This window comes from Microbacterium sp. Se5.02b (genome assembly GCF_019464375.1).
Lineage (GTDB): Bacteria > Actinomycetota > Actinomycetes > Actinomycetales > Microbacteriaceae > Microbacterium.
The window spans coordinates 3,121,374-3,134,325 of sequence record NZ_CP080491.1 but is presented as its reverse complement, the minus strand read 5'-3'; the positions used below and the strand labels follow the sequence as shown (position 1 = coordinate 3,134,325).

Genomic DNA, 12,952 nt, shown 5'->3' with positions numbered 1-12,952 from the left:
ATGCGAAGAAGGCGGCGGGGATCAATGGAACTGCGCGGCTTCGGTGGAGCCGGCGAGGGCGAGCGTCGCGCTGTCGGGGTTGAGCGCGGTGGAGATGACGTCGAAGTAGCCGGTGCCCGCCTCGCGCTGGTGCTTGGTGGCGGTGTAGCCGTCCGCCTCGGCGGCGAACTCGGCTTCCTGCAGCTCGACGTACGCGCTCATGGCGCGTTCGGCGTAGCCGCGGGCGAGGTCGAACATCGAGTGGTTCAGGGCGTGGAAGCCGGCCAGGGTGATGAACTGGAACTTGTAGCCCAGATCGGCCAGCTCCTGCTGGAAGGTCGCGATCTCCGCGTCGGAGAGGTGGCGCTTCCAGTTGAAGCTCGGTGAGCAGTTGTAGGCCAGGAGTTTACCGGGGAACTGCGCGTGGATCGCGGCGGCGAACTCCCGGGCGAGGGCGATGTCGGGCTCGCCCGTCTCGACCCACAGCAGGTCGGCGTAGGGGGCGAAGGCGAGTCCGCGGCTGATGACCGACTCGATGCCGGGGCGGATCCGATAGAACCCCTCGGTGGTGCGCTCACCGGTGGTGAACTGCTGGTCGCGCTCGTCGACGTCGCTGGTGAGCAGGTCGGCGGCGAGGGCATCCGTGCGGGCGATGATGACGGTCGGCACGCCGGCGACGTCCGCCGCGAGGCGGGCGGCGTTCAGGGTGCGGATGTGCTGCTGCGTCGGCACGAGCACCTTGCCGCCGAGGTGGCCGCACTTCTTCTCGCTGGCCAGCTGGTCCTCCCAGTGGATGCCTGCCGCACCGGACTGGATGAGCGACTGCGCGAGCTCGTAGGCGTTGAGAGGTCCGCCGAATCCGGCTTCGGCATCGGCGACGATCGGCGCGAGCCAGTCCTGCGTCGTCTCGCCCTCGGCGTGCTCGAGCTGGTCCTGGCGGATGAGGGCGTTGTTGATGCGGCGCACGACGGCCGGAACGGAGTTCGCGGGGTAGAGCGACTGGTCGGGGTAGGTCTGACCCGCGAGGTTGCCGTCTGCGGCGACCTGCCACCCGGAGAGGTAGATGGCCTTGAGCCCTGCGCGCACCTGCTGCACGGCCTGGCCTCCGGTGTAGGCGCCGAGCGCCCTGACGTAGTCCTCGGTGTGCAGGAGATTCCAGAGGTTGTCGGCGCCGCGGTGCGCGAGGGTCGACTCCTCCCTGACCGAGCCGCGGATGCGGATGACGTCTTCGGCGCTGTAGGTGCGCTCGACGCCGTCCCAGCGGGGGTCGGTGTCCCAGACCTCCCGGAGTTCGGCGGCCGTCTGAACCTGGTCGCCGGCTCGCAGACCGGCGGGGCGGGGCGTCGGGGTGTTGGCGGTGTTCGTCATGGTGTCTCCTCGGTGGATCCGGCGGCTGTGCCGGAGTGGCGTGGTTCCACTGTGGGTGAAGATCTGAGGCCTTGGCGACCGATATCACAGAGAAGATCGCTCGAAATTCTGTTTCTGTGACAGAATCGGCCCCATGAGCACCGTCGACGTTGCAGAAGAGACCGATGCCCTCACGATCGGTCGCCGCATCCGCCAGCTCCGGACGGCGAAGGGCATGACCCTGGATGACCTCGCATCGGCCGTGGACCGGGCACCCAGCCAGCTGTCGATGATCGAGACCGGCAAGCGCGAGCCGAAGCTCACGCAGCTGCAGGCGATCGCCAGGGCGCTCGGCGTCACGATCGAGGCGCTGCTGGAGGGCGAGCCGCTCGACGAGCGCAGCGCGGTCGAGATCGCCCTGGAGCGTGCGATGAAGGGGCAGACCTTCCAGGCGCTCGGAATCGAGCCGTTCCGCATCGCGAAGAGTCTGCCGATGGATGCGCTGAAGGCGCTGCTCGCGCTGCACGGAGAGATCGACAGGCTCAAAGACGAGCGCGCCGCGACCCCGGAGGAAGCGCGGCGGGCGAACGTCGAACTGCGACACCTGATGCGGCGGCAGGACAATCACTTCGCCGACCTGGAGGAGAAGGCCGCCGAGATCCTCGCTGCGGTCCGACACCCCGGTGGCCCGCTGACCCAGCGCACGGCCTCCGAGATCGCGGCCTATCTGGGTTTCACCCTGCACTACGCCCCCGACCTGCCGCAGACGACCCGGAGCGTCGCCGACCTCGCGAACGGGCGACTGTATCTGTCGAGCAGCGTGCCGGCGAAGGGCGATGCTCGCACCGCGGTGCTGCAGGCCCTGTCGAGTCGCATCCTCGGGCACTCCGAGCCGCGCAGTTACGCCGAGTTCCTTCGGCAGCGCGTCGAGACCAACTACCTGACCGGTGCGCTCCTCATCCCGGAGTCGCATGTCGTGCCTGCGCTGAAAGACGCCAAGCAGCGGAGGGCGATCTCGATCGAAGATCTACGAGACGCCTACTCCGTGTCGTATGAGACGGCCGCGCACCGCTTCACCAACCTCGCCACCCGCCACCTCGACATCTCGGTGCACTTCCTCAAGGTGCACGAGTCGGGGACCATCACGAAGGCGTATGAGAACGACGACGTGAACTTCCCGACCGACCGCCTCGGTGCCATCGAGGGGCAGATGTGCTGCCGCCGGTGGACCTCGCGGGTCGTGTTCGACGAGGACGACCGGTTCAACCCGTACTACCAGTACACCGACACCGGCAACGGCACGTACTGGTGCACCGCCCGGGTCGAGTCCTCGAGCGAGGGCCTGCACTCCGTGAGCGTCGGCGTGCGCTTCGACGACACGAAATGGTTCGTGGGGCGCGACACCCCGCATCGCGGCGTCTCGAAGCACTCGGTCGAGGTGTGCTGCCGCCGGGCCCCGGCCGACCTGGAGGAGCGCTGGCGCGAGAACTCCTGGCCCAACGTGAAGACTCCGCGGACGCTGCTCGCGACATTGCCGACCGGCGCCTTCCCCGGTGTGGACACCACCGACGTGTACGAGTTCCTCGAGGCGCACGCCCCGAGCTAGTCCGCCCGCGCCCGCCCCCGCGCGAGTGCACGGGGTGCTGCCGAGCGCACGGGAAGACGACGGGAACACGCCGTGCACCCGGCAGGATGCCGTGCACCCGGGGGAGGGGCGCGGGTCAGTCGCGGGCGGTCTGCAACACGGTCCAGAGCTCGGCCCTGGCGGGGAACGTCGACAGGTCGACGTCGAGCAGCGTGCCGGCCTGCGTGATGCGGGAGCGCAGGGTGTGCCGATGGATGCCGAGCGCGGCGGCCGCGGACTCAGCCCTCGCGTCGTGCTCGAGCCAGGTGCGCAGCGACCGTTCGAGTTCGGCCCCGGTGCGCGCGTCGTGTTCGCGCACGGGGGCGAGCCGAGACTCCGCGACCAGACGCGCCTCATCCGTGGCGAGCGCCGTGAGGATGCTCGACCCCACCGTGTCCGCGTACCGGGCGACGCCGTGCACCCCCTGCTGCCGCAACGCCGTGAGCGCCTGTGCGTGCGCGCGGCCGAACGAGTCGTACGTGTCGGGGTCGGAGGCGCCGATGCGGACGCCGAACCGCGCGGCCACCTCGTCGAGCAGGGTTTCGTCGTCGGCCGACACGCACATCGTGACGCCGTCCTCGGACTCGGCGAGGAACACCGCGGTCCCGTGCTCGGCGCGGTGTCTCTCCCACCAATCGGTGAGCGGACCGGCCGGGGCGTCTGCGGCGACGGCGACGACGATCGGGGCAGGGGGCAGACTGCCCAGCACCCTTCTGGCGAGAGCGGGGTCGTCGGCGAGCAACGACCCGAGCAGCTGCGAGTGCAGGCGTCGACGGCTCCTCGCGAGCTGCTCGCTCTGCTCCATCGCGAGTCCGGCCATGGCGATCACCGAGGTGACGACGGATCGCGCCTCGGGGTCGAGCGCATCGATGGCCAGCGCGATCACTCCGCGGAGGTGGCCGCCGCGTCCCACGGTGAAGAGCATGAACGTGTCCTCGCCGAGGGTGAGCGACTGCCCGGCCTCCAACCCGCGGGTGAGGATCTCCATCACCCGCTCGCCGAGCGCGTCGAGCACGTCCGCGTCGAGCCTGTCGCGCGGGTGCGAGGTCACGGCGGCCCCCGCGGCATCGAACATCCCGGCCCAGACCCCGAGTCGCCGCCCGAGCTCGGCGATGGTGGCGTCGAGTCCGCTCGGACGCAGCGCCGCGAGCGCGAGGGCACGCTGGGTGTCCAGCGCCCAGGAGCGCCGCGCATAGGCCTGAGCGGCGATGGCCTCGGAGTGGGCGCGGGCCACGGCGATGAAGGGAGTGCGGTACGGCACGGCGAACAACGGCATCTCGTGGGCGTCGCATGCGGCGACGAGTTCGTCCGGGATCCCGGAGCGATGCACGTCGGTGCCGAATCCGAGCCCGAGGACACCCCGGTCGGCGAGGCGACCGACGTAGGTGTCGACGTCGACCGCCTCGTCGAACTGGGTCCCCGTGGTCAACAACGCCAGGTCTTCCGACAGGAAGGGCGTCGGGTCCGCCAGGTCGGAGCTGTGCACCCAGCGCAGCGGGCGGTCGAGCGCTCCCTCCGCCAGGTCGCTCTCGCGCGGCACGAGCGTGAGGCCGAGATCTCGTCGACGGAGCAGGGCGCGCAGGGTCGGCTGGTCGGTGGTGACCATCGAGATCCTCCCGAATGTACAGAGTGGCGAAACCGTCTCCTAGATTGTACGGGTCGGTGAGTGCGAGGGCCTCGGCCCCGGACGTACGCTCGCGAACATGGCACTCCTCGACACCGCAGCCCCCGCAGTCCCTCTCGGCGGACCCGACCTCCCGCAGGAGCGTCGCCTGGTCACCGACCTCCCCGGACCCCGCTCGGCCGAGATCCTGGCGCGCAAGGCGGATGCCGTGGCCGCCGGTGTCGGCCACACCGTGCCGATCGCCGCCGTCGCGGCGGGCGGCGGAGTGGTCGTCGACGCCGACGGCAACTCGCTCATCGATCTCGGCTCCGGCATCGCCGTGACCACGGTGGGCAACGCCCACCCCAAGGTCGCCGCGGCCGTCGCCGCCCAGGCCGCGCAGTTCACGCACACCTGCTTCATGATCTCGCCGTACGAGTCGTACGTCGGCGTCGCGGAAGCACTCAACCGCGTCACGCCCGGCGACTTCGCGAAGAAGAGCGCGCTGTTCAACTCGGGTGCCGAGGCGGTCGAGAACGCGATCAAGATCGCCCGCAAGCACACCGGTCGCCAGGCGGTCGTCGCTTTCGACCACGGCTACCACGGCCGCACCAACCTGACCATGGCGCTCACCGCCAAGTCGATGCCGTACAAGAGCGGTTTCGGCCCGTTCGCCCCCGAGGTCTACCGCGCGCCGATGTCGTACCCGTTCCGCGACGGGCTCGAGGGCGGCGAAGCCGCGGCCCGCGTCATCCTCCAGCTCGAGAAGCAGATCGGCGCCGACAACCTCGCTGCCGTCATCATCGAGCCGATCCAGGGCGAGGGCGGCTTCATCGTCCCAGCCGACGGGTTCCTCCCGGCGATCGTGGACTGGTGCCGCGCGAACGGCGTGGTGTTCATCGCGGATGAGGTCCAGACCGGCTTCGCCCGCACCGGCCACATGTTCGCGAGTGAGATCTTCGGCATCGAGCCCGACCTCATCACCACCGCCAAGGGCATCGCCGGCGGCCTTCCGCTCGCCGCCGTGACCGGACGCGCCGAGATCATGGACGCCTCGCACTCCGGTGGTCTGGGCGGCACCTACGGCGGGAACCCGATCGCCTGTGCGGCGGCGCTCGCCGCGATCGATGTGTTCGAGAACGACGGCGTGATCGAGCGGGCGCGTGAGATCGGCAGCATCCTCACGGACCGTCTCGCGGCGATCCAGCAGGACGACCCGCGCGTCGGCGACGTCCGCGGTCACGGCGCGATGATCGCCGCCGAGTTCGTCGACCCCGAGACCAAGGCACCGGACGCCGCACTCACGGCCGCGGTCGCGAAGGCGTGCATCGCCCAGGGCGTCATCGTGCTCACCTGCGGAACGTACGGCAACGTCATCCGCTTCCTTCCTCCGCTGTCGATCGGCGACGACCTGCTGAACGAGGGTCTCGACGTCGTCACCGCTGCGCTCGCCGCAGCCTGACCCCTTACGTCCGGTCGCGACCCTGATCGGGGGATTTCGGGTCGCGACCGGCACTACCTCCCCCAACGAAGGAGTTGCAGATGGCTGAGATCACTCGCGACGTGCTCATCGTCGGCGCCGGAGCCGCAGGGCTCACGGCGGCGAACGACCTGCGGAAGGCCGGCCTGTCGGTCGCCGTGCTGGAGGCGAGGGACCGTGTCGGCGGGCGCCTGTGGACCGATGTCATCGACGGCGCCATGCTCGAGATCGGCGGCCAGTGGGTATCGCCCGATCAGGACGCGCTGAAGGAGGCGATCGAGGAGCTCGGGCTCGAGACCTACAGCCGCTACCGGGAGGGCGACAGCGTGTACGTCGGTCCGGACGGACAGGCGCACCGTTTCACGGGCGAGATGTTCCCCGTGGCGCCGGAGACCGAGGCGGAGATCGCCCGGATCACCGACATCCTCGACGCGCTGGTCGCGGAGATCGACCCGGACAAGCCGTGGGAGCACCCGAACGCCGCCGACTGGGACTCGATCTCGTGGGATGCCTGGCTGCGCCAGCAGACCGACGACGACGAAGCGGTGCGCAACCTGGCCTTCGCGACGGGATCCGCGATGCTCACCAAGCCGACCCACGCGTTCTCGCTGCTGCAGTCGCTGCTGATGGCGGCGTCGGCCGGGTCGTACTCGAACCTCGTCGACGCGGACTTCATCCTCGACGAGCGCGTCGTCGGGGGTCTGCAGCAGGTGCCTCTGCGCCTGGCCGAGCGTCTGGGCGACGACGTGCTGCTGAATCAGCCGGTCCGCAGCCTCGAGTGGTCGGACGCCGGCGTGGTGGCCACGACCGACGAGATCACGGTCCGCGCCCGCCACGCGATCCTCGCCCACGCGCCCATCCTGTATAACCGCATCTCGTTCGTGCCGCCCCTCCCGCGCCGCCAGCACCAGTTGCACCAGCATCTCTCGATGGGCTTCGTCATCAAGGTCCACGCGGTCTACGACCGGCCGTTCTGGCGTGAACAGGGCTTGAGCGGCACCGCGTTCAGCCCGTACGAGCTCTCGCACGAGGCGTACGACAACACGAACCACGGCGACGAGCGCGGCACCCTGGTGGGCTTCGTGTCCGACGCCAACGCCGACGGCGTGTTCGAGCTGTCGGCGGAGGAGCGCAAAGAGCGCATCCTCGAGTCGCTGTCGCACTACTACGGCCCCGAGGCCAAGAACCCGGTCGTGTACTACGAGAGCGACTGGGGCAGCGAGGAATGGACCCGCGGGGCCTATGCCGCGAGCTTCGACCTCGGCGGCCTCCACCGGTACGGACCAGACCTCCGCACGGCGGTCGGCCCGATCCACTTCGCCTGCAGCGACATGGCCGGTGCCGGGTACCAGCACGTCGACGGGGCCATCCGCATGGGGCACCTCGTCGCCTCCCAGATCGTCGACGCGAGTCGCGACGCCGGCGCCGTCGAGAGCATCGGCTGATGACCGGCTCGATCGTCGTGGGATACACGGCGACGGACGCGGGAGCGGATGCCGCGGCCCTCGGCGCCCGGATCGCGCGCAGCATCGGAGCCACGCTCCACCTGGTCATCGTGCTGCCCAACGAAGGCACACGCAGCGCGGCCGTCCCGCCGGAGCGCGCCTACGAGGAGCACATCAAGGCGCAGGCGCGGACATGGCTCTCCGACGCCGTCGTCCGCCTCCCGCAGGAGCTGACGCGCAGCGGCCACGTGCGATTCTCCGAGTCGTTCGCCGAGGGGCTCATCTCCGCGGGCGAGGAGTTCGATGCGAGGCTGATCGTGATCGGTGCGGCCGGGGAGGGATCCTCGGGCGTCACCGGCTCGGCAGCGTCGCATCCGAGCTGCTGCACTCGTCGACCATCCCGGTCGCGCTCGCGCCCGTCGGCACCGCCCAGGAAGACGACCACGTGATCCCGCGGGTGACCGTCGCGGTCGGTTCCCGCCCGGGCGCCGACGCCCTGCTCGACGAGGCGGTGGCGCTCGCCGGCGACAGCGGGGTCGATCTCCGGCTCGTGTCGCTGGTGCCGTTCGACGTACCGCCCGGTCTCGACACCGGCGCGATCCGCACGGTCGGCGACACGCATGCGCAGGAGGTCCTCGCGGTCGCATCCGAGCTGCTGCCGGACGGACGCAGCGCCGCCGTCGAGAAGGCGCCGGGCGACTCCGTGGAGGACGCCGTCGCACATCTCTCCTGGCTCCCCGGTGAAGTCGTGCTCGTCGGATCCAGTCGGCTCGCCCAGCCGCGTCGCCTCTTCCTCGGTTCCACGGCGGCGAAGATGCTGCACGAGCTCCCCGTACCCATGATCGTCGTCCCGCGCACCCGCAACGAAGCAGGAGACCGCTGATGAGCAGCACCAACCGGGCGACGGAGCCCGAATCCGGCGTCACGACCGGCATCTCCACGAAGGGTCTGAGCGCCGGCACGGTCGGCCTGATCGGCGCCGTCGTGATCGGCATCTCGTGCATCGCGCCTGCGTACACGTTCACCGCTGCCGTCGGACCCGTGGCCTCCACGGTCGGTGCGCAGATTCCGGCGATCATCCTGGTCGGCTTCATCCCGATGCTCCTGGTCGCCTTCGGCTACCGCGAGCTGAACAACCGGATGCCCGACTCCGGAACATCCTTCACCTGGGCCGCGCGGGCGTTCGGACCCTGGGTGGGCTGGATGGCGGGCTGGGGACTGGTGGTCGCCACCATCCTGGTGCTGTCGAATCTCGCCGGCATCGCGGTCGACTTCCTCTTCCTGCTGATCTCGCAGATCACCGGCAACCCCGACATCGCCGGGTTGGCGAGCGTCACCTGGATCAACATCGGCGTCTGCCTGTTGTTCATGCTCGGCGCGACCTGGATCTCGTACCGCGACATGCAGACGACGCAGAAGCTGCAGTACTGGCTCGTCAGCTTCCAGATCCTCGTGCTCGTGTTCTTCGCCATCGCCGCGATCGTGCAGGCGGTGGGCGGGAACGGATTCGACTACCAGCCGTTCGACCTGAACTGGTTCAACCCGTTCGCGATCTCGTCCTTCAGCGCGATCGCGGCCGGACTCTCCCTCTCGATCTTCATCTTCTGGGGCTGGGATGTCACCCTCACCATGAACGAGGAGACGAAGGATCCGGAGAAGACCCCGGGCCGCGCGGCCACCGTCACCGTGCTCACGATCGTCTCGCTGTACCTGCTGCTCGCGGTCGCGATGATCATGTTCGCCGGCGTCGGCACGGGTGCCCTCGGCCTCGGCAACGAGGACATCCAGGAGAACGTGTTCTTCCACCTCTCCGGTCCGATCCTCGGCCCCCTCGCCTTCCTGGTCTCGCTCGCGGTGCTCACCAGCTCGGCCTCGTCACTGCAGTCGACCTTCGTCGGACCGGCACGCACGCTGCTCGCGATGGGACACTACGGCGCGCTGCCGAAGTCGTTCGCGAAGGTCAGCCCGCGCTTCTTCACCCCCGGATATGCCACCATCGTCTCGGCGATCGTCGCGTCGGCGTTCTACGCCGTGATGCGCGTCGTCAGCGAAGACACGCTGTGGGACACGATCCTCACGCTCGGCATGATGATCTGCTTCTACTACGGCATCACCGCCTTCGCGTGCGTCTGGTACTTCCGCAAGCAGTGGTTCGACTCCACCAGGAACTTCTTCTTCACGTTCCTGTTCCCGCTCGTCGGCGGAGCGATCCTCGCGGTGCTCTTCTTCACCACGCTGATCGACTCCATGGACCCCGCCTACGGTTCGGGTTCGCAGATCGGGGGTGTCGGCATCGTCTTCATCCTCGGGATGCTCATCATCGTCGTCGGCATCGCGGTGATGATCTGGAACGCGGTCCGACGCCCCGCCTTCTTCCGCGGCGAAACGCTGAGCATCGATGCCCCGCCCAGCCGACGCCGCCGCTGACCCGACCCCCAGCCCCATCCTCCTCACGGAAAGAGAACCCATGAGCACTCAGACCGAGCAGGCGCTGCTCGACAGCATCCCCACCGGCCTCTTCATCGGCGGCGAGTGGATCGACGGCGAGACCGGCGGCACGTTCGACGTGCAGGACCCGGCGACCGGCGCCGTGATCCGGACCATCGCCGACGCGACCCCCGCCGACGGCATCCGCGCCCTCGACGCCGCGGTCGCCGCTCAGGATGCGTGGGCTGCGACGGCGCCGCGCGTGCGCAGCGAGATCCTCCGCCGGGCGTTCGACCTCGTGCAGGCGCACAAGGAAGACCTCGCGCTGCTCATGACGCTCGAGATGGGCAAGCCGCTCGCCGAGGCCCGTGGCGAGGTCGTCTACGGCGGCGAGTTCCTGCGCTGGTTCAGCGAGGAAGCCGTGCGCATCTCGGGCCGGTACGGGATCAACCCGGAGGGCACCGGCCACATGGTCGTGTCGCAGCGTCCGGTCGGACCGTCGTTCTTCGTGACGCCGTGGAACTTCCCGTTCGCGATGGCGACGCGCAAGATCGCGCCCGCGCTCGCTGCCGGCTGCACCGTCGTCATCAAGCCCCCGGCACTGACCCCGCTGACGACGATCTACTTCACGAAGCTCCTCGAAGAGGCCGGGCTCCCCCGCCGGTGTCGTGAACGTCGTGCAGACCTCGAAGTCGAGCGCGCTGTCGGCGCCGATCATCGCCGACCCGCGTCTGCGCAAACTCTCCTTCACCGGATCGACCGAGGTCGGCCGCAAGCTCATCGCCCAGGCGGCGGAGGGTGTGCTGCGCGTGTCGATGGAGCTCGGCGGCAACGCGCCGTTCGTGGTGTTCGACGACGCCGACCTCGACAAGGCCGTGGAGGGTGCGCTGGCCGCGAAGTTCCGCAACATCGGACAGGCCTGCACAGCCGCCAACCGGTTCATCGTGCACAAGGACGTGGCCGGCGAGTTCGCCAAGCGCGTGACCGAGCGCGTGAACGGCATGAAGATCGGCCGCGGCACGGAAGAGGGCGTGGCGATCGGTCCGCTCATCGACGCGGATGCCGTGGCGAAGGCCGGCGAGCTCGTCGACGATGCCGTCGAGCGCGGCGCCACGCTGCTCGCTGGCGGCAAGGCTGTCGAGGGCACGGGGTCGTTCTACGAACCCACCGTGCTGACCGACGTCGTGGCGGGCAGTGCGATCCTCCGCGAGGAGATCTTCGGACCGGTCCTCGCGATCGCGACCTTCGAGACCGAGGAGGAGGCGGTGCGCCTCGCGAACGACACCGAGTACGGTCTCGTCTCCTACGTCTTCACCGAGAACCTGCAGCGCGGTCAGCGGATGATCGACGGCCTCGAGACGGGCATGATGGGTCTCAACGTCGGTGTGGTCTCCAACGCGGCGGCTCCGTTCGGCGGCGTCAAGCAGTCGGGTGTCGGTCGCGAGGGCGGCTTCGAGGGCATTCACGAGTACCTGTCCACGAAGTACACGCTGATCCCGATCTCCTGAGAGGACACGTCATGACCGACTACGCCGTCATCAACCCCGCCACCGGAGAGACGCTGGCGTCCTTCGACACCTTCACCGACGAGCAGATCGAGGAGGCCGTCGCGGCAGCCGACGAGGCGCACCGCGAGTGGTCGCGTTCCACCACGGTCGCCGACCGGGCTGCCCTGCTGCGGCGCGCGGCCGAACTGCACCGTGAACGGCGCGAGGAGTTGGCCGACATCTTCGTGCGTGAGATGGGCAAGCCCCGCGAGGCCGCGCTCGGCGAGGTGGACTTCGCCGCGGACATCGCCGAGTACTACGCCGACCAGGCCGAAGACATCATGGCCGACCAGCCCATCAAGATCCTCGGAGACGGGTCGGCGATCATCCGACGCTCGTCGCTCGGACCGCTCGTCGGCATCATGCCGTGGAACTTCCCGGCGTATCAGATCGTGCGTTTCGCGGCGCCGAACCTGATCGTCGGCAACACGATCCTGCTGAAGCCCGCGCCGCAGTGCCCGGAGTCGTCGAGCGCGATCGAGGCGATCTACCACGATGCGGGCTTCCCGAAGGGCGCGTACCAGAACATCCTCGCCACGAACGAGCAGATCGCCGACATGATCGCCGACCCGCGCGTGCAGGGCGTCTCGCTCACCGGTTCCGAGCGCGCAGGTGCCGCTGTCGCCGAGGTCGCCGGCCGCAACCTGAAGAAGGTCGCGCTCGAGCTGGGCGGGTCCGACCCGTTCATCGTGCTCTCCACGGACGATCTCGACGCCACGGTGCAGGCGGGGGTCGATGCGCGCCTCGACAACAACGGGCAGGCGTGCAACGGGGCGAAGCGCTTCATCATCGTCGACGAGCTGTACGACGCCTTCGCCGAGAAGTTCACGGCGGCGATGGCGGCGGTCGAGGCGACAGACCCCATGCTCGACGACACGGTGCTCGGTCCGGTCTCGTCCGAGGCGGCCGCCGAGAACCTGCAGAAGCAGATCGACCAGGCCGTCGAGCAGGGCGCGACGCTGCTCACCGGCGGCACGCGGAAGGGCGCTTTCTTCGCGCCGACCGTGCTGGCCGACGTCACCCCCGAGATGAACGTGTACCGCGAGGAGCTGTTCGGACCTGCTGCGGTCGTGTACCGCGTCGCGGACGAGGACGCCGCGGTGGCTCTCGCGAACGACACCACGTTCGGCCTCGGGTCGTACGTCTTCACGACCGACGCCGAGCAGGCCGAGCGTGTGGCCGACCGGATCGAGGCGGGCATGGTCTACGTGAACCTCGTCCTGGCGGACAGCCCCGAGCTGCCCTTCGGCGGCATCAAGCGCAGCGGCACCTCCCGTGAGCTCGGGCACCTGGCCGCGGACGAGTTCGTGAACAAGAAGCTCATCCGCGTCGGCTGAGGCTCTCGCCCTGAAGAGTCGAAGAACGCCGCCTCCCGGTCTCAGGAGGCGGCGTTCTTTGGCTCCTCACCTGCTGCATGTCTCCCTCTGCACGGCAGCACGCGTGGGGAGGGTGTCCACAGCACGCGGGGCTGGCGCATGCCGCAATCACGCGCAGAGGCGA

At 69.3% G+C, this 12,952-nt stretch carries 9 protein-coding genes and 1 pseudogene; 8 read left to right on the top strand and 2 right to left on the bottom strand.

The genetic code is table 11. The annotated features are described in order from the left end of the window. Positions 1-21 precede the first annotated feature (21 nt). Positions 22-1,347 carry an isocitrate lyase gene (gene aceA / locus K1X59_RS15565; protein ID WP_183150736.1) on the bottom strand — a complete coding sequence of 442 codons (1,326 nt, stop codon included), beginning with the start codon at positions 1,345-1,347 and terminating at the stop codon, positions 22-24. A 133-nt stretch (positions 1,348-1,480) separates the two neighbouring features. On the opposite strand from aceA, the gene K1X59_RS15560 reads away from it, so the two are divergent. Further along, the gene (locus tag K1X59_RS15560; protein ID WP_183150735.1) at positions 1,481-2,932 is read left to right on the top strand and encodes a helix-turn-helix domain-containing protein; all 1,452 of its coding nucleotides are present in this window, start codon (positions 1,481-1,483) and stop codon (positions 2,930-2,932) included. A 115-nt stretch (positions 2,933-3,047) separates the two neighbouring features. On the opposite strand, the gene K1X59_RS15555 is transcribed toward K1X59_RS15560, so the two are convergent. Further along, complete coding sequence (locus K1X59_RS15555) at positions 3,048-4,556, bottom strand: PucR family transcriptional regulator ligand-binding domain-containing protein (RefSeq protein WP_220173559.1); 1,509 nt, start codon at positions 4,554-4,556, stop codon at positions 3,048-3,050. Between the two features lie 97 nt (positions 4,557-4,653). On the opposite strand from K1X59_RS15555, the gene gabT reads away from it, so the two are divergent. From gabT to K1X59_RS15525, 7 genes and pseudogenes are all read left to right on the top strand, one after another. Further along, the gene (gene gabT / locus K1X59_RS15550) at positions 4,654-6,015 is read left to right on the top strand and encodes a 4-aminobutyrate--2-oxoglutarate transaminase (RefSeq protein ID WP_183150734.1); all 1,362 of its coding nucleotides are present in this window, start codon (positions 4,654-4,656) and stop codon (positions 6,013-6,015) included. Between the two features lie 80 nt (positions 6,016-6,095). Continuing rightward, the gene (locus K1X59_RS15545; protein ID WP_220173558.1) at positions 6,096-7,478 is read left to right on the top strand and encodes an NAD(P)/FAD-dependent oxidoreductase; all 1,383 of its coding nucleotides are present in this window, start codon (positions 6,096-6,098) and stop codon (positions 7,476-7,478) included. Further along, positions 7,478-7,927: a universal stress protein gene (locus K1X59_RS22530; protein WP_309491590.1), complete on the top strand. Its 450-nt coding sequence runs from the start codon at positions 7,478-7,480 to the stop codon at positions 7,925-7,927. Before K1X59_RS15545 ends, K1X59_RS22530 begins: the two co-directional genes overlap by 1 nt. Further along, positions 7,924-8,361 (top strand): universal stress protein, encoded by a 438-nt coding sequence (locus K1X59_RS22525; protein WP_309491589.1) that lies wholly within the window; start codon positions 7,924-7,926, stop codon positions 8,359-8,361. Before K1X59_RS22530 ends, K1X59_RS22525 begins: the two co-directional genes overlap by 4 nt. Continuing rightward, positions 8,361-9,905: an APC family permease gene (locus tag K1X59_RS15535; RefSeq protein WP_183150733.1), complete on the top strand. Its 1,545-nt coding sequence runs from the start codon at positions 8,361-8,363 to the stop codon at positions 9,903-9,905. Before K1X59_RS22525 ends, K1X59_RS15535 begins: the two co-directional genes overlap by 1 nt. Before the next feature lie 40 nt (positions 9,906-9,945). Next, positions 9,946-11,413 (top strand): annotated as a pseudogene (locus K1X59_RS15530) (NAD-dependent succinate-semialdehyde dehydrogenase). A gap of 11 nt (positions 11,414-11,424) precedes the next feature. Further along, positions 11,425-12,789: an NAD-dependent succinate-semialdehyde dehydrogenase gene (locus K1X59_RS15525; protein ID WP_220173557.1), complete on the top strand. Its 1,365-nt coding sequence runs from the start codon at positions 11,425-11,427 to the stop codon at positions 12,787-12,789. Positions 12,790-12,952 lie beyond the last annotated feature (163 nt).